The sequence below is a fragment of the Streptomyces sp. NPDC016677 genome, assembly GCF_055562815.1.
In genome coordinates this window covers 20,100-40,811 of record NZ_JBVHEO010000022.1, presented here as the reverse complement: position 1 = coordinate 40,811, position 20,712 = coordinate 20,100, and the positions used below count along the sequence as shown (strand labels likewise).

The 20,712-nt window shown below is 71.4% G+C and carries 17 protein-coding genes and 1 pseudogene; 11 read left to right on the top strand and 7 right to left on the bottom strand.

The window, feature by feature from the left end:
• Window positions 1-193: 193 nt before the first annotated feature.
• Window positions 194-568, bottom strand: a complete 375-nt coding sequence (locus tag ACZ3IG_RS34005; protein ID WP_467436964.1) for a nuclear transport factor 2 family protein — start codon at window positions 566-568, stop codon at window positions 194-196.
• Window positions 569-675: 107 nt separating this feature from the next.
• Window positions 676-1,860, bottom strand: coding sequence for an MFS transporter (locus ACZ3IG_RS34000; protein WP_467436962.1), 1,185 nt, complete (start codon window positions 1,858-1,860; stop codon window positions 676-678).
• A 302-nt stretch (window positions 1,861-2,162) separates the two neighbouring features.
• Between ACZ3IG_RS34000 and ACZ3IG_RS33995 the strand changes: the two genes are divergently transcribed.
• The 4 genes from ACZ3IG_RS33995 (at window position 2,163) to ACZ3IG_RS33980 (ending at window position 7,251) form a co-directional block, all read left to right on the top strand.
• Entirely contained in the window at window positions 2,163-2,753 is a 591-nt protein-coding gene (locus tag ACZ3IG_RS33995) for a TetR/AcrR family transcriptional regulator (protein ID WP_467436961.1), read from the top strand.
• Between the two features lie 718 nt (window positions 2,754-3,471).
• Window positions 3,472-4,176, top strand: a complete 705-nt coding sequence (locus ACZ3IG_RS33990) for a ScbR family autoregulator-binding transcription factor (protein WP_467437005.1) — start codon at window positions 3,472-3,474, stop codon at window positions 4,174-4,176.
• A 15-nt stretch (window positions 4,177-4,191) separates the two neighbouring features.
• Window positions 4,192-5,802, top strand: a complete 1,611-nt coding sequence (locus tag ACZ3IG_RS33985; protein WP_467436959.1) for an FAD-binding oxidoreductase — start codon at window positions 4,192-4,194, stop codon at window positions 5,800-5,802.
• Window positions 5,803-6,276: 474 nt separating this feature from the next.
• The gene (locus ACZ3IG_RS33980) at window positions 6,277-7,251 is read left to right on the top strand and encodes a GlxA family transcriptional regulator (RefSeq protein WP_467436958.1); all 975 of its coding nucleotides are present in this window, start codon (window positions 6,277-6,279) and stop codon (window positions 7,249-7,251) included.
• Window positions 7,252-7,381: 130 nt separating this feature from the next.
• Here the strand turns inward: ACZ3IG_RS33980 and ACZ3IG_RS33975 are convergent, their stop codons facing one another.
• Genes ACZ3IG_RS33975 through ACZ3IG_RS33965 form a run of 3 tightly spaced genes read right to left on the bottom strand, consistent with a single transcriptional unit; the run spans window position 7,382 to window position 10,215 of the window.
• Window positions 7,382-8,563 (bottom strand): PQQ-dependent sugar dehydrogenase, encoded by a 1,182-nt coding sequence (locus ACZ3IG_RS33975; RefSeq protein ID WP_467436956.1) that lies wholly within the window; start codon window positions 8,561-8,563, stop codon window positions 7,382-7,384.
• The gene (locus ACZ3IG_RS33970) at window positions 8,560-9,447 is read right to left on the bottom strand and encodes an SDR family oxidoreductase (protein WP_467436955.1); all 888 of its coding nucleotides are present in this window, start codon (window positions 9,445-9,447) and stop codon (window positions 8,560-8,562) included. The genes ACZ3IG_RS33975 and ACZ3IG_RS33970 overlap by 4 nt, the downstream gene beginning before the upstream one ends.
• A gap of 30 nt (window positions 9,448-9,477) precedes the next feature.
• The gene (locus tag ACZ3IG_RS33965) at window positions 9,478-10,215 is read right to left on the bottom strand and encodes an SDR family oxidoreductase (RefSeq protein ID WP_467436954.1); all 738 of its coding nucleotides are present in this window, start codon (window positions 10,213-10,215) and stop codon (window positions 9,478-9,480) included.
• 85 nt (window positions 10,216-10,300) lie between these two features.
• On the opposite strand from ACZ3IG_RS33965, the gene ACZ3IG_RS33960 reads away from it, so the two are divergent.
• Window positions 10,301-10,897, top strand: coding sequence for a TetR/AcrR family transcriptional regulator C-terminal ligand-binding domain-containing protein (locus tag ACZ3IG_RS33960; protein WP_467436952.1), 597 nt, complete (start codon window positions 10,301-10,303; stop codon window positions 10,895-10,897).
• A gap of 100 nt (window positions 10,898-10,997) precedes the next feature.
• Here the strand turns inward: ACZ3IG_RS33960 and ACZ3IG_RS33955 are convergent.
• A pseudogene (locus ACZ3IG_RS33955) lies at window positions 10,998-11,179 on the bottom strand (IS256 family transposase); the annotation flags it as partial.
• A gap of 798 nt (window positions 11,180-11,977) precedes the next feature.
• On the opposite strand from ACZ3IG_RS33955, the gene ACZ3IG_RS33950 reads away from it, so the two are divergent.
• The 4 genes from ACZ3IG_RS33950 (at window position 11,978) to ACZ3IG_RS33935 (ending at window position 16,461) form a co-directional block, all read left to right on the top strand.
• Window positions 11,978-12,265 (top strand): hypothetical protein, encoded by a 288-nt coding sequence (locus ACZ3IG_RS33950; protein WP_467436951.1) that lies wholly within the window; start codon window positions 11,978-11,980, stop codon window positions 12,263-12,265.
• A gap of 249 nt (window positions 12,266-12,514) precedes the next feature.
• Window positions 12,515-13,132, top strand: coding sequence for a TetR/AcrR family transcriptional regulator (locus ACZ3IG_RS33945; RefSeq protein ID WP_467436950.1), 618 nt, complete (start codon window positions 12,515-12,517; stop codon window positions 13,130-13,132).
• Entirely contained in the window at window positions 13,129-14,154 is a 1,026-nt protein-coding gene (locus ACZ3IG_RS33940; RefSeq protein WP_467436948.1) for an SDR family oxidoreductase, read from the top strand. Before ACZ3IG_RS33945 ends, ACZ3IG_RS33940 begins: the two co-directional genes overlap by 4 nt.
• A 1,179-nt stretch (window positions 14,155-15,333) precedes the next feature.
• Window positions 15,334-16,461, top strand: a complete 1,128-nt coding sequence (locus tag ACZ3IG_RS33935; protein WP_467436947.1) for an aminotransferase class V-fold PLP-dependent enzyme — start codon at window positions 15,334-15,336, stop codon at window positions 16,459-16,461.
• Between the two features lie 46 nt (window positions 16,462-16,507).
• Here ACZ3IG_RS33935 and ACZ3IG_RS33930 read toward each other — a convergent pair whose 3' ends face one another.
• Window positions 16,508-17,221, bottom strand: a complete 714-nt coding sequence (locus tag ACZ3IG_RS33930; protein WP_467436945.1) for a S1 family peptidase — start codon at window positions 17,219-17,221, stop codon at window positions 16,508-16,510.
• Window positions 17,222-17,501: 280 nt separating this feature from the next.
• Between ACZ3IG_RS33930 and uppS the strand changes: the two genes are divergently transcribed.
• Window positions 17,502-18,221 carry a polyprenyl diphosphate synthase gene (uppS, locus tag ACZ3IG_RS33925; protein WP_467436944.1) on the top strand — a complete coding sequence of 240 codons (720 nt, stop codon included), beginning with the start codon at window positions 17,502-17,504 and terminating at the stop codon, window positions 18,219-18,221.
• Window positions 18,218-19,666: an oxygenase MpaB family protein gene (locus ACZ3IG_RS33920; RefSeq protein WP_467436942.1), complete on the top strand. Its 1,449-nt coding sequence runs from the start codon at window positions 18,218-18,220 to the stop codon at window positions 19,664-19,666. The genes uppS and ACZ3IG_RS33920 overlap by 4 nt, the downstream gene beginning before the upstream one ends.
• Window positions 19,667-20,712 lie beyond the last annotated feature (1,046 nt).

Below are 20,712 nucleotides of genomic sequence, written 5' to 3'. Positions count from 1 at the left end.
CCACCGGTACGTGCACAACGTGCGTGCGCGCCTGCCGTGCCGGTACGGGCCCGCCGTCTCCGCCTCGGGACACCGGTGCGCCCCGCCGGTCGTGGTGGACCGGCGGGGCGGGCGGCCGGGCCGCGGACGGGGGACGTGACGCGGCCCGTGGTACGCCGTCCCCGCCGGCGGCGGAGACGGCGCGTGTGGTGGGTCAGACGATCTCGTGACCGCTGACCGTGTTCTCGGGGACGCTCTCACGCAGGTCCCAGTGCTCCACGATCACGCCGTCGGCGATCCGGAAGATGTCGACGACCGCGGTGCCGCGGTCCCCGGGGCCCGTGGTGAACAGGCTGTGCACGAAGACCAGGTCGCCCTCGGCGGCACTGCGACGGATCTCGAAGCGGCCGTCCGGCACCTGCTGGCGCAGGCCCTCGATGAACTCCACGAGCGGCTTGCGGCCGTCGGGCAGGTTCGGGTTGTGCTGGATCAGGTCCTCGGCCAGATAGTCGGCGGCCTGGTCGGTGCGGCCCTGGTTCCAGACCTGCTCCAGGTAGTCGTGCGCGAGCTTCACGTGGTTCGTCGTCATGGCGGACTCATTCCTTCGTCAAGGTATCCGGGTGATGCCGGCGGCCGGACGGACGGCTGGCGTCCGGGCGGCCACCGGAGAACAGGTGGTACGGCCGCAGCGGCGGGTCAGGAGGAGACGGGCACCGGCCGGGGCACCGTCCCGGCCTTGCGGACCGACAGGCAGTGAGTGGCGCCGGCGAACAGGAGCAGGCCGAGTCCGGCGGCCGGCAGGATGCCGGAGCCCCAGGCAGGCAGGCCGGTACTGCCGATGAAACTGCCGAAACTCATGCCCAGGTAGAGGGCCGAGGCGTTGAGGGCGAGCAGCAGACCGCGCTGCTCGGGCAGGAGCGCCACCAGCCGCGCCTGCTGGGGCGCCTGGTAGAGCTGGCTGAAGAAGGCCCAGAGCGCGAAGAGCAGCAGACCGCCGATGGCCGCGTCGGGGACCACGAGGAGCGCGGCGAAGGCGACGGCCACGCCCGCGACGGTCAGGGAGACGGTGCGGGTGGTGCCGATGGCGCGGGTCGCCCTGCCGGCCAAGCCGTTGCCCAGGACACCGACGATGCCGAACGCGAGCAGCGTCGCCGTCACATAGCCGGACGAGGCGTCGAACCGGTCGGCCACATAGGCGCCGGCGATGCCGTAGACCGTGAACTGCGCCGCCATGAAAAGCAGGGTGGTACCCACGGTGGACAGCGCGCCGGGCGTCGCCAGCACACCGCGGTACGCGGCAGGCGTCGGGCGCGGCCCGGGATCGAGCCCGGGCATCAGAACGGCCACACCCACGAGGGCGGCCCCGGACAGGACGGCCACGCCGATGAGAGCCTGCCGCCAGCCGAGCACGTCCCCGAGGAAGGACGCCAGCGGAACACCGAGGACCGATGCCGCGGTCATACCGCCGAACACCACGGCGAGGGCCTGCTGACGCCGCTCCTCGGGGACGATCAGCGATCCGGCCGCGGAAGAGGCGGGACCGAATACCGCCGCGCCCAGGGCGGCGACGACGCGGGCGCCGGTGAGGAAGACATAGCCGGGGGCGAGTGCCGCCGCCACCGAACCGGCGGTCAGCAGCGCCATACCCAGCAGCAGGACCTGCTTGCGGCCCATCCGGCCGAGTGCCATCGGGGCGAGGGGAGCGGCGACGGCGAAGGTCAGCGCGAACACGGTGACCTGGAGCCCGATACGGGCCGGCGCGACGTCGAGACCCTCGCCCATGGGCGCACTGAGGCCCACCACGGCGAGCGAGGTGGTCCCCAGAGTGAAGTAACCGAGTGCCAGCGCGAGTAACGCCGGGGTGGAGCCACGGGAAGACATCCGTCCCCCTTCCAATACGGATCGTTGCGTATTGCAATATCAGCACGCACCGTGCCGTATGTCAATGACGGACCGGAAGACGCCGCCGGCGTCCGCACACCGGATGCGCGGCCCGGCCGCCGAGGACGTGAAATCCCGCATTAACAGGGCATGAACAGCATATTTGCGGGCGCCGGCGAGGACGGCCGGCCGACTGGGCGGGACTCGGGGCCCACTCCGGAAGGCTCCGGGCCTGGCGGGAGCCACTCGTTCCTGCTTACGATACGCACCGTGCCGTATCTAGAGGTCTTACAGTGGGTCCCATGACAGGACGTCCTCGTGATCCGGCCGTAGACGACGCCATTCGCCGCGCCACCCTCGAACTCGCCGCCGAGACAGGCGCGCCCGGCGTCACCATGGAGGGCATCGCCGCACGCAGCGGGGTGTCCAAACAGACCGTCTACCGGCGCTACAGCGGCAAGGGCGAGGCGATCCTCGACGCGCTGGCATGGTTCGCCGCCGCGCGGCTGCCCACCCCCGACACCGGCTCACTGCGGGACGACATCTGCGTACTGCTGACAGCCACCTTCGCCGCCCAGCAAGGGGTCAGCGGGGTACTGAACCGGGCACTGATCAGCGAGGCACTCCAGGACGAGGACTTCACCGAACTGCTCTGGAAGCGACTGACCGGCCCACGCCGCGAAGAGGCAGCGAAAATCATCCGGCGCGCCCGGGACCGCGGCGAGGTCAGCCACCCCGACGAGGAATTCCTCATCGACCTGGTGTTCGGCCCGATGTGGTACCGGCTGATCTTCGACCGCGTATCGCTGGACCAGGAATACGCGGCAGCCATCGCCGACACCGTCGCAGCGGCCGCACGGCTCAACAACGGAGAAACAACCCCCACCCCCTGACCCCACACCCCACCCCGACCCCGCACCCCGACCCCGGCCCCGGACACCCCCCCGGGCGGCGCCCCGGGCCGGACGCCCCCCGGGACACCGCCCGGAGAGGCGTCCCGGGCCGCCCGGAGGGGCATCCGGGACACCACCCGGGACACCCCTTGCGCAGACCGCGTTCCGGGCCGCCCGCCACCTCGCACCCACACAGCCCGCACCACACGCCCGACCCGCACCACACGCCCGACGGCATCACGCGTACCACTCGCACCACGTGAACCACGCGACCTCCCGGCCGCCGTACGGACCGTCACAGGAACGCCTCACCCACCGGACAGAATCCCACCCGTCACCGGAGGCACGACATGACGTCCATCACAGACCCGACCCTCCTCACCCACCAACACGACCGACAGACGCAGCCGAACACTCACCCACGAACCAGCCCCACCAGGACCCGAACCCCTCCCACACGGACACAGCGAGAAAAAAACCAAGAGCCTCTCACACAACCACAGACCGCCACACACAACGAACGACCGAACCACAAACACGCCACCCCCCTCACCCACCGAAACCCAGCCACCCACCGACCAGCCACCACCCCACCCCCGGATCGACACCCCGACCCACCACACAGACACACGAACCAAACCCACCCAGACCACACTCACCACGAACCCAGCGAACACACTCGCGGGCCGGCCGGACGGCGTAACAGAAGGAGTGCGTTCTGCTGTCGAGAGGCGAGAGCACACGGAGCCGAATCCTCCTCGCGGCCGCGGAAGGCTTCGGCGCACACGGGTACCACAGGACGAGCGTCGCCGGCATCAGCCGGGAAGCCGGCGTGACCGGCGGGGCGCTCTACTTCCACTTCGACTCGAAGGAGCAGCTGGCCGCCGCCGTCCTGGAACTGGAGGACGACATCTGGCCGGCCCTGGCGATGGCCGTCCGGGTGCGGGAGCGCAGCGGGCTGCGGGGCCTCGTCGAGTTCTCCTATGAGGCGGCGTGCCGCATGGCGCACGATCCCGTCGCCCGGGCCGGGTTCCGCCTCCGGGTGGAGGGCGAGCCCGACGGCGAGGGCACGCAGGGCGCGGAACTGCGGTGGCTCTCCCTGGTCACGGAGTTCCTCGCGCTGGCCCAGCGGCAGCGGGAGATACGGGCGGACCTGCTGCCCGTGGACATCGCCCACGTCTTCGTGGAGGCGCTCACCGGGATGCGGCTGCTCTCCCTCGCGGTGGAGGGGGCCGACCTGGACCGGCGGCTGCGCAGGCTGTGGGACGCCCTGCTGCCGATGGTGCTGGCGGAGGGCAGCACCTTCTCGTTCCGGCCGCCCCGCGAGGTGCCGGCGGCGTGCCCGCCCGGCCGGCCGGAAGACGACCGGGCACACCCGGCACGCCCCCTGGGAAGCACGAGCCCTGAGAAACAAGATCGCTGAGAACGGGAGATGCAGATGTCAGCACTGACGCGCCGCGGGTTCCTCGGCGCCGGAGCCGGCGGTACGGTCGCCGCGCTCACCACCGTGGGACCCGCGTACGCGGGCGCGCCGGACTCCGCCGGGGAGACGGGCCGGGCGGTGGGCGCCCCGCCCGCGGTCACCGTCACCCCGGACGACGTCCGGTACGGCGACCTGACGGCCCGCGGGTACAACGGCCGCTTCGCCGGGAAGCCGGACTCCGTGCGGATCGTCCACACGACCGAGCAGGTCACGGCCGCCGTCGCGGAGGCGGTGCGGGACGGCGCGCGGATCGCCGTACGCAGCGGCGGCCACTGCCTGGACGGGCTGGTCGACGACGGGCAGGTACGGATGCTGCTCGACGTGTCCCAGATGGACGCCGTGTACTTCGACGAGGAGCGGCAGGCGTTCGCCGTCGAGGCGGGCGCCCAGCTCGGCCATGTGTACCGGACGCTGTACCTGGACTGGGGCGTGACGATACCCGGCGGCACCTGCCCGACCGTGGGCGTCGGCGGCCATGTGCAGGGCGGTGGCTACGGGGCGCTGTGCCGCCAGTACGGAGCGGTCGTCGACCACTTGTACGGGGTGGAGGTGGTGGTCGTCGACGGCGCGGGGCAGGCGCGGGCGGTGATCGCCACCAGCGACGCGGACGACCCGCACCGCGACCTGTGGTGGGCCCACACCGGCGGGGGCGGCGGCAACTTCGGCGTGGTCACCAAGTACTGGTTCAGGACCCCCGGCGCCACCGGGGACCCGGGCGGCCTGCTGCCCAGGCCGCCCGGCGCGCTGCTGAAGGCGTCCGTCAGCTGGAAGTGGAGCGACCTCACCGAGGAGGCGTTCATCCGCATCGTGCGCAACCACGGTCAGTGGCACACGGACAACGACGGCGACGGCGGGCCGTACGCCAGCCTGAACAGCGTCCTACTGCTGCACAACGCGGCCCTCGGGACGGTGGGCCTCAACGTCCAGGTCGACGGCACCCTGGCGAACGCGGCCGACTTGGTGGACGACTACATCGGCGCGGTGACCGTCGGCGTGGACGTGGCGCACACCAGAACCCGGGCGACGGGGCCGTGGCTGAAGGAGACCCTCAGGAACCCGTACGAGACCGGGGCCTACGACCGCTCCAAGTCCAAGGGCGCCTACCTGCGCCGGGGTTATTCCGAGGACCAGATCGCCGCCCTGTACCGGCGGCTCTCCGACCCCGCCTACGACGGCCACGCCTCCGTGCTCCTCTACACCTACGGCGGCCGCGCCAACGTGCCCTCCCCCGCCGACACCGCCATGCCGCAGCGGGACTCGGTCCTCAAGGCCAACTTCATCACCTACTGGGCCGACCCCGCCGACGACGCCCGGCACATCGACTGGATGCGGGGGCTCTACAAGGAGACGTACGCGGCGACCGGCGGCGTCCCGGTCATCGACGGCGACAGCGACGGCTCGTACATCAACTACCCGGACACGGACCTGAAGGACCCGGAGTGGAACGCCTCCGGCATCCCCTGGCAGACCCTCTACTACAAGGACAACTATCCGCGGCTCCAACGGATCAAGGGCGAGTGGGACCCGGGGAACGTCTTCCGCCACGCGCTGTCCATCACCTGCTGACACACCCGCTGACACCCACGGGCAGCAGACGCTGACATGCGTGTCCGTGCCCTGGCCGGTATCCGCCGGGCGGGCACGGACAGCCGGGCCGGAGGGACTGTGCGTCAAACGGCTCGATGAGCCGTACCGGCCGACGCGCTCCTGGCGGACGTACAAGGTGCGGGTCACGACCGAGGCCGTCACCGGAGCCGTCACCGGCTCACTCACCGCGCCACGGACCGCGCTGCCGGCCGCTACGGCACAGCGGGCCGCCTTCAGTACACCGGCCGCAGCACCACGCTCACCCAGGCCGCCGGCCGGACCCTGGCCGACGCGCACGCCCCGCCGATGGGTGTGCACCCGCTCGCTCATGGTTCCCCGCTCGTGTCTGTTCCGCGGTCCTCTCGCCGGGCCGGGCCCGGCGAGAGCCACCCTGCCCGGTTGTCAGGGCGGCGAGTGAGTGGCCTGAGGGACACCTGCCGTACCATTCCGGCCATGCCACACAACGTCGCCGTGCTCGCTCTCGACGGAGTCCTTCCCCTGGATCTGGGTATCCCGGCCCGGGTGTTCAACGAGGCGTGCGCTCCGGACGGGACGCGCCTCTACTCGGTGCGGACCTTCTCGGTCGGGGGCCGGCCGGTCCGGACGCACGAGGACTTCCAGATCGTCGTGGACCACGACGAGTCGCTGCTGCGCACCGCGGACACGGTGGTGATCGCCACCCTGGAACCCAGCGCCGAACTGCTCGCGACGGGGACGTTGCCGGGCGACATCGCCGCCGTACTGGATGCGATCCGGCCGCAGACCCGCATCGTGAGTCTGTGCACCTCGGCCTTCCTGCTCGCGGCGGCGGGACTGCTCGACGGCCGGCGGGCCACCACTCACTGGGCGCTGTGTGACACGTTCGCGCGGCTGTTCCCCGATGTCGAGGTCGATCCGACGGTGCTGTTCATCGACAACGGCCGTATCCTGACGTCCGCCGGCGGCGCCGCCGGCATCGACATGTGTCTGCACCTGGTACGGCTGGACCACGGGGCGGCGGTCGCGGCGGCCGCGGCACGCCGGTGCGTGGCAGCGCCGTGGCGCGAGGGCGGACAGGCACAGTTCATCGAGCACGTGGTACCGCAGGACACCGACCGTTCGACCTCCGCGACCCGGCAGTGGGCACTCGAACGGCTGGCCGAACCGATCACGCTGGAGGACATGGCACGGCATGCGCACATGAGCGTGCGCACGTTCACCCGCCGGTTCCGCAAGGAGACGGGGATCAGCCCGCTCAAATGGCTGGCCCAGCGCCGGCTCGCCCACGCCCGCCTGCTGCTGGAGTCAACGGACCTGACCATCGCACGCATTGCCACCGCCTGCGGCTTCGGGGACCCGGTCGCCCTGCGCAAGCAGTTCCACACCCATGTGGGCCTGTCCCCGGCGGCATACCGCCGGGCCCACAACGCGCCAGAGCCGGCAGCATGAGGGGACAGGCGGCTCCGGCCGGCCCGGCGGTGGGGGCCCGGCAGGAGGACGACGGCAGGCCCGTCTGCCGAAGAGCCGTCGGTACCGCAGTTCTGGCCCGATGCCGGGCAGGCGGCACGCCGCGGCCTGCTCAGCGCTCGCTGATCTCGACGCGGAGGACGCGGTCGTCACCCGCGCGGGAATCTGTGCCACCCCATGTGGCGCCGTCGGTGTTCGAGGTGACGAGCCACAGGGCTCCGTCAGGAGCGACCTCGACCGTACGGATACGACCGTAGTCCCCCACGAAACGGGCGATCGGATCAGCGGTCGCGGCCCCGCCGTCGACAGGCAACTGCCAGAGCCGCTGACCACCGAGGGCACCGATCCACAACGACCCCTGGGCATGGGCGACCCCGGAAGGGCTGGCGTCGTCCGGGTGGATCACCGCGATCGGTTCCTCACCCGTCGACCCGGCGGTGCCCTCTGTGTCAGGCCACCCGTAGTCGGCGCCGGCCCGCAGCACGTTCACCTCGTCCCAGGTGCGGTGCCCGAGTTCGGAGGCGTACACGGCGCCGTCCGGCCCGAACGCGATGCCTTGCACATTGCGGTGCCCGCTGGAGTATATGGGTGAGTCTCCCGGGTTGTCCTCCGGCACGGAACCGTCCACCGTGATGCGGAGAATCTTGCCGTTGAGAGAGTCGTCGTCCGCGGCGTTCTCGGGCTCGAAGGCGTCACCGGTGCCGATCCAGAGGTGGCCGTCCGGCCCGATCTCGATCCGCCCGCCGTGGTGGCGGTCGGCGGTCCGGATGCCGTCGAGCAGCACCCGGTCGACGGCGAGGGAGTCGTACTCCTGCCCGATCGTCAGCGCCACGATGCGGTTCTCCCGCGCGCCGGACACCGAGGCGTAGACCGTGCGGTCGTCGGCGAAACCGGGTGACGCGACGATGCCGAGCAGTCCTCCCTCCGAGGTCGCGTGCACGTCCGGTACGACTCCGACCGTCCGCGCGTGCCCGCCGTCGGCGGGCACGCGCAGGATCTCGCCGGTGATCCGTTCGGAGACGAGCGCCGAGCCGTCGGGCAGGAAGGTCAGTCCCCACGGGGCGTCGAGTCCGGTGGTCAGCTCCGTGGGGCTCCCGAGCGTCGCGACGTCGCCGCCGGACCGGGGGGCCGCGGTCGCCGGCAGCGCTGTCCTCGGCTGCGCCGGCTCGTCGGACGAGCCGGTGCAGCCGCTCAGCAGCAGACCGAGGCACAGGACACCGCTCGCCAGTGCCCCGGCCCTCGCGCGCAGCGGCCGCCGGGGATGCCCGGTGTGCCTGCGTGACCCGCCGCTCACCGCTTCACCTCCAGGGTCTGGGCGAAGCCGAGCCGGCGCACGAAGGCCTCGCGCGTCAGATCGCTGAACGCCATGACGTGGTCCACACCGGCCTCGGCCGCATCCACCACCGAGCGGAAGGGCTTGCCGCCGGCCGGAAGGGAGAGGATGCGCTCGATCTCGTCCGCGACGCTCTGCGGGTGGGCTTCCTTCCCCGGCGCGAAAAGCATCTCGTGCGCGTCGTGGGTGCGTTCGACGAGCGGGTCCAGTTCGGTGTACTGAGCCGCCACCCGCTCGTCGCTGGCACGGCCGGCTCCCGGGAAGTGGTTCGTCCCCTGAGTGATGGCTCCCGGCATCACGATCGATGTCTCGATGCCGAACTGCGACACCTCGTAGGAGGTGACCACGGCGAGCGCGTCGAACGCGGCCTTCGACGCCGCATAGGGGCCGAGGAAGGGCGGAGTGGTCACCAGGACCGTGCTTCCGACGTAGAGCAGGGTGCCGGACCGGCGCTCCCGCATATGGGGCAGCACCGCACGGTTCACCCGGTGCGCACCGACGGCGTTGACGTCGAGCAGACGGCTCACGTCCTCGTCAGTGAACGCCTCGACGTATCCGATGTTCAAGTGCCCCGCGTTGTGTACGACGACATCGAGCCCGTCCGTTCCGTCGAGTACGCGGCGCACGGCCGAGTCCGCCGACGCCTGTGACGTCACATCGAGCTCGGCGACCCGCAGCTTCCAGTCCCGGGAGCCGGCGAGGGCCTCGAGTTCGGACGCGGCGCCGCCATCGCGGCCGCCGGGGTCTCGCATCGTCGCGTACACGGTGTGTCCGGCGGCGGCGAGTGTCTGCGCGGTCCGGAGGCCGATGCCGGTGGAAGATCCTGTGATCAGCACGGTCAGCATGCGTGTCCCTTACTTTCCGCTGTCGCTTCCTCAGGCCATTCCGCCGTTGGTGTAGAGCACCTGGCCGTTCACCCAGCGAGCGGGGCCGGCGAGGAAGGCCACCGTCTCGGCGATGTCCTCGGGCGTGCCCAGCCGCTGCATCGGGTTCGCGTTGGCGATCCGATCGACCGCCTCGTCGTTCTTCCCCTCGAAGAAGAGGGGCGTCGCCGTGGGGCCGGGAGCGACGGCGTTGACCGTGATGTCCCGGCCCCTCAGCTCCCGGGCGAGGATGAGCGTCAGGGCCTCGACCGCGCCCTTGGACGCTGCGTAGGCGGCGTAGCCGGGGATCTGCAGCCGGGTCACGGACGTGGAGAAGTTGATGATCGCCCCGCCCTGGCGGAGACGTTGCGCGGCAAGCTGGTTGACGACGAAAGTACCGCGCACGTTGGTGCGCTGGACGCGGTCGAAGGTCTCCAGATCCAACTGTGCGAGGGGGGCGAGCGGCATGATGCCCGCCGTGTGGACGACCACGTCGATTCCGCCGAACTCCCGCTCCGCGATGTCGAAGAGCTCGGCCATCGCCTCCTCGTCCGCGACGTCCCCACCCGCGGCGACGGCTCGCACCCCGGCGCGGGTCAGTGCGCTGACCGTTGCCTCGGCGCGCTCCTTGGAACCCGCGTAGTGCACGAGGACCGAGAACCCGTCGACGGCCAGGCGCTCGACGCTTGCCCTGCCGATGCCGCCGGATCCGCCGGTGACGATCGCGACGCGGCCTGTGCTGTTCGTCATGGTCCGAACCTCCCTATGATGTGGACCATCTGTCCACTAACGACGATACGCGGAAATGTACAAGAGGTCCACAAAGGAGTTGTCCATGTCCGAGAAACCGACCGCACGCCGAGGACGAGGCCGCCGTCCGGCCGCGGAGGTGCGCGCCGGAGTACTGGAGGCGGCGGGGCGCATCCTGCTGAGCGACGGCCTGCGAGCCGTCACCTTCGACCGCGTCGCGACGGAGGCCGGATCGAGCAAGATGACCCTCTACAAGTGGTGGCCGTCGCCGGGCGCCCTTGCCGCTGAGGCATACTTCACGCAGAGCATGCCGGTACTGGGCTTCCCCGACACCGGCGATCTGCGCGCGGACCTGATCGCCCAGCTCGGCTCGTTCGTCCGCTGGCTGACGGACGAGGGGGCGGGAAAGCCCGTACTCGAGCTCATCGGGGCCGCCCAGATGGACCCCGACGTAGCCCGCGCCTGGTCGGAGAGCTATGCCCTGCCCCGCCGCGAGCTCGCTCGCGTGCGTCTGCGCAGCGCTCAGCAGCAGGGCCAACTGCGCGAGGACGCCGACCTCGACATCATCGTCGACCACCTCTGGGGCGCCTGCTACCACCGACTGCTCGTACTGAAGGTCCCCCTCGACGCATCGCTCACCGAGCGCCTGGTCGACCAGGCACTCCGAGGTGTGGCAGCATGAGGAGCCGGCCACCGGCGAGGCCCCGCGGCGTCGGCGCACCTCGAAGCCCGGCGGCGGAGCCGGGCCTGCCGGACGAGCGGTGCGACCGGGGTCGCTGGGCTCACTGACGGACCGTCGACCGGCGGCCGTCGAAGGTGACGCCGAAGGCGTTCAGCGCGGTCTTCCAGCGCATGGTCCAGCGGACCCGGCCCTTCCCGGCGGGGCGGGAGACATGACCGCCACGCAGACGCACTCCAGGGCGGCCCGCTCGTCCGGAAAGTGTCCGCGAGCCTTCACTGCCCGCACAGAGTGAAGCGGCCAGCCGGAAATGACATGACGAGCCGCCGTCCTTGCCCGAGAGCCCGGCGGCTCGGCCGACAGGAACTCGGCTCAGCGCTCGTACGGCCAGGCTGGTTCCGAACCGCGGCACTCGGCCGCCGAACCCGGTCGGCACCGCAACGCATGCGCAAGCGACAGGCTTCCCCGCGAGATGAGCACGTTCGTGAACGGCCGGGAGGGCAAGCCCCCACCCGAACACGGAGACACGCCCCAAGCCGTCGACGGTTCGCGCTCACCACGGAACATCAGCGGACGCGGGACGAGCCCCCGGGTATCGAAGAACCTGAAGACACCCCCCGAACCACTCGTCTGCCCGGATTCCTCAACCACCACCGGATCGAGCAACCTCAGGGGTCCGCCCTCCGACGGCCGGACGACGGTGGCGGCCCTCCCGGTTCCGGTCTGGCGGCGCTCCGACGCCCATGCCCTGCGCGAAGGCACGAATCGCCGCGGCACGATCAGCAGCGTTCAGCTCCTCGGCCACCCGGCTCGCTTCCTCAGCTTCCTCAGCTTCCGCCAGAAACGTGAAAGCACGATCGACGCCCCACGGCCTGCCGCTCGTGCCGGCCCCGGAGCGCAGACACCCGAAAGGCCAGATCGCCGTCGTCGACAACACGCTGATCCCCACCCGGGACCAACGCCTCGCCGCCCCGGGCAAGAACCACCGGTGTCCGGGCCATCCGCACGTCGCGATCGACGCGAACACCCGTCCGGTCATCGCCCCCGGGCGACCCGCAGCCGGGCAACCGCAACGACACGATCATGTACCGCACCGGCGACATCAGCCAGCAACCGGCGGGCCGGAGCGCGGTGGCCGACGGCGTCTACCGCGGCAACCCGGAGATGATCACCCCGTCCCGCAAACCCCGCGACGGCAGCGAACCTGCCGCCTGGAAACAGGACCACAACACCGGGCACCGGAAGATCCGCGCCCGCGTCGAACATTGCCCGGCCCCCCTCAAGACCGCGAGATCCCGCGCGACTGCCGCCGCACTGCGAACCCTCGGGGCCCCACAGCAGGGACCGCCCATCCGCACCCCCTCACTCTGACCCGGTGATCCCGGCACCGGCCACGGCCAACGCCGCCATCAGCGAGGAGACACCGCTCAGCCATCGGCGGTGACAGCGACCCGGGAGAGCGCGGCAGGCATCCACGGCACCGCGGGCACTCCGCTCGACATCAGGCATCCGACAGCACGGGTCGCCGCGTCGTGCTGTTTCCGGACCCCCTCGGGGTAGCGGCCCGCCGCCAGGAATGCTATAAACGACTGACCGATCAGTCGTTTATAGGAGCTGTCGATGCCACGAACATTGAGCGACCAGCGCCGCGCCGCGGTGCTGGAGGCTGCGACACGGGCGATCGCGCGCAACGGGCTGGCGGCGCCGACCGCCTCGATCGCGGCCGAGGCGGGACTCTCGGTCGGCTCGCTGTTCAACTACTTCCCGACGAAAACGGCGTTGCTCAACGGGCTGTACCTCCACCTGAAGCACGACCTCGCCGCTGCGGTGGCCGAGCCGCCCATTCCCGACGGCCCCTTGCGGGACCGTGCCGGGGAAGGCTGGCGGCGGTGGATCAGGTGGGGAGCAGCCGACCCCGACAAGCAGCGCGTGCTGATGCTGATCGAGACCTCCCATGAGCTGACCGACCAGTCCCGGCGTGACGGCACCGCCGCGATGCAGGGCGCGGACGCGCTCTTCGCGGAAGCACAGGCCGGTGGGCCCTTCGCTGACCAGCCCCTCGAGTTCCTCGTGGCCATGGTGGGCGCCCTGGCGGCCACGACCATGGAGGCGGTGTCGCGCGAGCCCGAACAGTTCGACAGCCGCTGCCACGTGGGCTTCACCGCGGTGTGGGCAGCGATCGGGTCAGGCGGCCGGTCTTCCGATACCGGCACAGACGGGAAAAGGAGCCAGGCATGACACACTCCCGAGTGCTCGTCACGGGCGGCAGCGGTTTCCTCGCCGCACACTGCATCCTGCGCCTGCTGGAGGACGGCTTCCAGGTGCGCACCACCGTGCGCTCCGAGCGCGGCGCAGACCGCGTCCGTTCGATGACCGCCACGGGCGGCAGCACGGCCGCAACCGGCGTCGAGACCGTGCAGGCCGATCTCACCGCGGACGAAGGATGGGACGCCGCTGTCGCCGGCTGCGACTACGTACTGCACGTCGCCTCACCCTTCCCCGCCACACCTCCCGCCGACGAGAGCGACCTGATCGCGCCCGCCCGCGACGGCGCGTTGCGCGTGCTCGGCGCAGCACAGCGCGGCGGCGTCAAGAGGGTCGTGCTGACCTCGTCGCTGGCAGCGATCGACTACGGGCATACACCGACGACCACGCCCTACGACGAGACGATCTGGACGGACCTCACCGGCCGCGGCGTGTCCGCCTACGCCAAGTCCAAGACGCTCGCCGAGCGCGCCGCGTGGGACTTTGCACAGCGTGAGGGCCTCGAGCTGGCGGTCGTGAACCCGACCGGCATACTCGGGCCGGTACTCAGCAGCGACTACGGCACCTCGGCCGGGTCGATCGCGGCCCTGCTCGACGGAAGTATCCCCGTCCTGCCGCGAGCCACGGTCGGAATCGTCGATGCCCGCGACGTCGCCGATCTCCACGTGCGCGCGATGACGCACCCCACCGCCGCAGGCGAACGCTTCATCGCAACCGCCGGGCTGATGACCCTCCCCGAAATGGCACAGACACTGCGGGACGAACTCGGGGAAGCGGCACGCAAGGTCCCTACCCGGACCATCCCCGACTGGATCGTGCGCATCATCGCCGCGTTCGACGACAACGTCCGGCTGAGCCTGTCGATGCTCGGCACCCCACGCGACGCAACAAGCGCCAAAGCCCAGCGCATGCTCGGATGGACGCCACGCCCGCCGCAGCAGGCCCTCCTCGCAACCGCACAGAGCATCCTCGCCCTCACAGCACACGCGTCCTGACCACACCCCCACCACCCCCTCACCAGCAACCCGCAGCGGTCGCCAACCCTGCCCCGGCCAACGCCAGACCAACGGCCGACAGGGCTGCGGCCGAGGCCGGGAAAGGCCTCCTGCGGAACGAGCCGCCGCCCAGCCCGGACACACCGCCCGCGGCTGGAACCCGAAAACCGCCTGGGCGTATGCCCACAGAAGAAACCGCCGTTCCGCCGCTCGATGGTGTGCAGCGCCCGGGCGACGATCCAGCCGGTCGGGTCGGCCGCCCACGGACGCGGACGCCGGGTGTCGCCACCGGCGAACAGCAGCTCGTGCAGGCCCCGTCCGTCGTCCTGGGCAGCGCGGCCTGCGCGGGAGAGAGCGGCACGGCCGGCACATGCGGGGTGGTGCGGTCCTCCACCGGCAGCAGACGATTGAGACTGACGGCCACGAACGGCTGGCGGGCCGGGTAGCGGCGGCTCTCGTACGGGACGGTCTCCAGGCCGGCCGCGCGGCAGCTCCTCCTGAGCCCTCACTGGCCGGCGGCCGGACTGGGCGGCGGCCGGTGCGGACGGCGCGCCGCGCGCGGGCAGGACGCCGAGAACACCGTCGCCGGTCCGGTCGGCGATCATGTCCGGTCGGCCCTCCATGACCGGCTCGGAAGTGGACAGGCGGCCTGCCACGGTACTCCTCCGGAGAACAGTGAAGAAACGAACAGCTCCCTGCGGAATTCGTCGTGGATTCTTCGGTCTGGGTGTACTCGGCGAAGGCGTGTGGATGGGGCGGAGCGCCAATTGAGGCTCTCATGAAATAGAAAACCGATGACGTCGGAGACCCCCCTGTCTGCCCGGACAGCCATTGTTAGGGGTGCCCGATGAGCACATGCTCCCTTCATCGCCCGCGATCCACCAGGGCTTGCTGCTCGGCTCGGTCACCCGGCGCGCCGCACGTCGGGCTTCCTTCCCCGTCGTCGTGGTCCCCTCGGCGCGCGGTTGCGGACACGTGCGGTGACGCGCACCCTGGCCGGCCTGATCGGAGCCGGGCTACGGGGCCGAGTCGTCGGCCTGGTTCCGCCAGCGCCGCTGGGACCCGCGCTCACCGGTGTGCGAGTGACGGACCGTCCGAGCGGCCGGTGAGCCCACCCGGAGCGCGCGGCAGACCTGGCGATAGGCTCGCACCCGTATCGCACAGCCCGAAGGACACCTTGTGCTCACGCCGTACGCCGCGCATTTCGACGCCCCAGCCGGTTACCTGGACTTCGCCCGTTTCGGACCACCGTCGCGTGACGCCGTGGCCGCCACCGCGCGGGCCGTGGAAGCCTCCGCGCGGGCGACCCATACGACTGTGGACGAACTCATGCGGGCGGAGGAAACGGCTCGGGACGCGGCAGCGCGGCTGGCGGGCACGGACGCGGCGCACACCGTTCTGCTGCCGAACGCCTCGACCGGTCTGTTCCACGCGGCGCTCGGACTGCGGCACGGGATCGTGCTGGCACCGCGCGGCGACTTCCCGTCGAACCAGTACCCGTGGCGGCGGGCGGCGGAACTGGGGCGGGCGGTGCCCCGCTGGCTGGAGCCGGGCCCCGGCGGCGGTGTCACGCCCGACCTGGTGCGGGGGGCGCTGACGGACGACGTCGTCGCGCTGTCGGTGAGCGCGGTGGACTTCCGCACCGGGTTCAAGGCCGACCTGGCCGCGCTGCGGGAGGTGATCGGCCCGGACCGGCTCCTGGTGGTGGACGCCATCCAGGCTTTCGGGGCGGCCGAGCTGCCCTGGCAGGCGGCCGATGTGGTGATCGCGGGCGGGCAGAAGTGGCTGCGGGCCGGCTGGTCGACCGGGTTCGCGACCCTGTCCGACCGGGCGCTGGAGTCGCTGCAGCCGGTGCTCACCGGGTGGACGGGGGTGGCGGACGTCGGTGTCTTCGACGGCGTCGAGCACCCGCCCGCACCGGACGCGCGCCGCTGGTCCATCACCAACCTCAGTCCGGTCACGGCCGCCTCCTTCGCCGCCGCGCTGGCACTGGTGGAGCGGTACGGAGTGGAGGCGATCGAGGGCGCGATCGGCGTGCGGGTCGTCGAACTCGCCGACACCGTGGAGAGGTTCGGCGGCAGAGTGCTGTCTCCGGCCGATCCCGCGCGGCGTGCGGGCATCCTTTCGTTCACCGTGGTGGGGCACGACCCGGCGGCGGTGGCGCGGGCGCTGCGCGGAGAAGGTGTGACATCGACCGTGCGGGCGGATTCGCTGCGCCTGTCACCGCACGCCTCGACGCCGGCGGAGGCGGTGGAGCGGGTGGCGGCGGCACTGGCATCGGTTCAGGGCGCCCGACGAGCGGGCTGACGCGGAAAGCAGCCGGCGAGGAGGTCGTTCACCGGGTGCGCGGCGCTCAGTAGATGCTCAGGCCGTACGCGGAGAGCCACTCGACCACGGGCTGGTAGTAAGTGGAGCCCCCCACGGCGCAGTTGCCGCTGCTGCCGACGATGATGCCGAGGGCCGTGCCACCGGAGAACGCCGGACCGCCTGCGTCCCCGGCCTCCGCGCAGACGTTTGACCGGAACAGACCGGACACGGCACCACCGCCGTAGTCGACGGTCACATTGACCGCCTGGACGGTCCCGCAGCGGTATCCCGTGGTCCGTCCGACATGGCAGACCGGCTGCCCGACGGCAGGACCGGCCGCGTTGGTGATGTCACGGGTGCCGGCCCCGCCCAGCGAGACCTCGCCCGGGTAGGTACCAGTCGTGTCGGTGTACCGGATGGCCGCGTAGTCGTTGCCGGGATGACTCACCCCCGCGGTGACACCGACGGCCACGGTCAGGGCGGCGTCGGCGTACCAGGTGCCGTCGCCGTCCTGAGCACACCGGCCGGACACCAGGGCGTACAGCGTGGCGCCGGAACGGGCGTTGAAGCCTACGGTGCAGCGGGCGGTCGTGCTGTAGAGCGGGTCGCCGCCGCGCACCACGGCACCTGCCTGCGCCTCCCCCCGCTGCCCCGCTCGGGCGTCCGGTGCGAGGGCGGCGGACCAGCCGAGCAGCAGCGCGAGGACGAGTGCGGCCCGCAGGGCACCCTTGAGCGGACTGACCGAACATGCGGGGTTCACGGCGACCTCCTACGGGCTGGGCCCGCCATTGTGAGGCTCGGGGCCCACGGACGGTGAGCCCGGAACCCGCCAGTCACGGAGTGGCGCCGGCCGGCTTCGAACGTACGCGCCAAGGGTGACAGATGGTCATCTGGTCGGCCCGGTCCGCTTCCGCGCTGTCAGACTCCTGCCGGAGAACGCTCCGGTGGGGCGGCGAAGCGGGGTGGGTGTGACTGAGCAGTGGGCGGCCGATCGTGCCGCTTCGGACGGGTCCGGCAGGGGGCGGCAGGACGGCGGGCCGGTGCGTGCGGTGCCGCGGCATGTGGCCTGTGTGATGGACGGCAACGGCCGTTGGGCCCAGCGGCGTTCACTCCCCCGCACGGCCGGGCACCGAGCCGCCGAGACCACCGTCATCGATGTCATCGAGGCAGCCCGCGCCTCGGGAGTGAAGTGGCTCAGCCTGTATGCCTTCAGCACCGAGAACTGGAACCGTCCCGAGCCCGAGGTCGAGTTCCTGATGCGTCTGGTGCGCCGGGTCGTGCGCAAGCACGCGCCGTCGCTGCTGGCCCGTGGCATCCGCTGCCGATTCCTCGGCGTCGCCGATCCGCGTATTCCCCGCGAACTGGCCCAGGACTTCGACGACCTGACGACGCTGACCGCCGGCAACCGGGGGATGACGCTCACCGTCGCCTTCGACCACGGAGGGCGCCGGGACATCGTCGAGGCCGCGAGGTCGCTCATCCGCAGCCGGACCACCGTCGAGGAGGTCACCGAGCAGCTCTTCGCGCAGCACCTGCCGTTCCCCGACACCCCCGATGTGGATCTGGTCATCCGCACCTCCGGCGAGCAGCGCATCTCCAACTTCATGCTCTGGCACGTCGCCTACGCCGAGTGGATCTTCCCCGAGGTGCTCTGGCCGGACTTCCGCGGCCCCGACTTCCTCGCCTGCCTGCACACCTACCGGCGCCGCGACCGCCGCTTCGGCGGGGTGCCACCCACGACCGACGGAGACCCATCATGACGTCCGCCACCACTGAGACGGCCGACGAGGCGCCCCTGTTCGGGCCGGCCAGGCAGTTCAGTGCCTTCTTCGACGACCCGCGCTGGGCGCTGGCCCTGATCCGCGCCACGGTGCTGGAAGCCGCTCACCCGCAGGTCGGCGCCGCCCTCCTCGACAGCTCCACCTTCGTCACCCACCCCTGGCGCCGGCTGCGCAACACGTTCTTCAGCTTGCGGCGCATGTTCGGCGCCGACCCTTCGGTACGGGAACGGGAAGCGGCGCGGCTCAACCGGCTGCACGCCCGGATCAGCGGTTCCGATACCCGTGGCCGCGGCTACGACGCGCGAGACCGCGCGACCCGGGCCTGGGTGGTCGCCACGCTCTTCGAGAGCACCGTCACCATGTGCCGGCTGAGCGGCCAGCCGCTCGGCCGGGAAACGATGGAACAGCTGTACGCCGAGTACCGCGCGTACCTCGCCGCGCTCGACGGTGACGCGGCCGAGCTGCCGACGGAACTGAAGGACTTCTGGCGGTACTTCGACGGCGTCGTCGAGAACGAACTGGAGAACACCGAGGCGGCCCGCGTCATCCTCTACCGGCTCTTCGACCAGTTGCCCGCCCCGGCGCTGCTCGCGGGTGTGCCGACCCTGTGGGCGGCCGGCCGGGCCGTGGCCGGCCCGGTCCTCGGCGCGATCACCGTCGCCTCGCTCCCGGAGGCGTACCGGCGTCGGGCCGGTTTGCCGGAGATGCCCGGCGCCCCGACCCTCATGCAGGGCGCCTACCTCGCCGCCGGACTGGCCCGCTTCCTGCCGCAGGGCTGGATCAACGCCGAGACCATCATCGAGACCCTCTCCCTCTCACCCGACAGCGACGACCCCCGCAGCCCGGCCGCGACCGCCCTGCGTTCGCGGATGAAGCGTGCGTCGGCCCTGCTGCGCCTCCTCACACCGCTGTCGGCCGCGGCATCCTCGTCGGACCGGGGAGACGGCCGGCGTTCGGCTGGCGAGTTCTTCCGGGAGGTGCTGGACCAGACCGGTGACGGCCACCTCGACTGGCCCGACCTGGCAGCCATGGCACGCGAGCTGGCCACCCGCCTCGACCTGGACGAACCCGAGGAGACCCGGCTCTACGACGCCTTCGCCGCCTGGTGGCGCGAACTCCAGGCCGCACTGGACACGGACGGTGACGGCCGGGTCAGCGCCGACGAGTACGCCGCCGCCGTCCCCTCGCTCGCCGGCCCCGCGCTGATCCGCGTCGCCGAGGTCCTCTTCGACGCCACCGACAAGGACGGCAACGGAACCATCGACGCGGACGAGTACCGGACGCTGTTCCGCACCGCCTTCCACCGCGACCTCACCACTGCCGACGGCACCTGCGGCCGGAGCGCCTTCGTGGGCGGCTTCCTCTCCTTCATGGCAGGACGCCGTTCGGGCACGCCGTACGACCCCCTCCTCGCCGACGCCTGACGCGGAGCGGCCCGCTGCCGGGCATCGCACGCAGCTTCGTCAGATCGATCGGCTGCTGTCGGCAGAGCGACCGGGCCGTACTGCGCCGGGTGAACGTCGAGGGCACCCGGCAGGTGCTCGGCCTGGCCGCGGCGGGACGCCGGCGATCTTCTCCGGGTCCGATGTCCGCTATGCCGAAACCGCGCTCCCGGATCCGATCACCCCGTACGGCGCCGCGAAGGCCACCGCCGAGACGGCGGTCCGTCTCCTGCACCCCGCCCCGGCCGTCGCCCGCACCTCTCTGAATCATGGGCGACGGCGGATCCGTCCACGAACGGATCGTGCACGAACTTGCCGCCGGGACCCGCGAGGGCACTCTGTTCACGGGCGACATCCGCTGCCCCGTGCACGTCTCCGATCCGGCAGCCGCCCTCTCGGAACTCGCAGTGTCCGACGTGACCGGCATCTTCCACCTGGCTGGGCCCGATGCCTTCAGCCGCCACGCCCCTGGGCACCCTCATCGCCCGACACGACGGCATCGACCCCGCCCTGCTTCTGGCTGGCCGGCCGGCCGCAGGACGGTAACCGACCTGCCGGGGACCCTCGACATCCGTCTCGACAGCCGCACTTCACAACGTCGGCTGAGCACGAAGCTACGAGGCGCCAGGGAGTTCCTGGGGGCCTGCCCCGGCACCGCTTCCGCACCGGTTGGCCGCTGATCGCGCGCCACGCCCCAGCGGCATCCGACGCTGCCGACAGGCTGGCCGGCCCCGACGCACTCCCCGCCTGGGCAATCTCACGGGAAGCTGGCCCGGGAGACTGTGCTGCGGAGTCCTTGGGCCCGCCTTCACCGGTCTTGGTCTCGGGCTGAGCATGCTGGGCAGAAGACCCGCAGGGCCCCCGCCACCATCGACCAGTTGAGCCTCGCCCTCGGCCCGCGACGCGGGTCCCGGCCACGCGCCGGGGAGGAGATGGCCGACCTGCGCCGGGCCTCGCAAAGGGTTACGAATTGATGACTGGCGCAAGGTCGATGCGGAGAACCGGGCGTTCCTCAAGCTGACGGGCGC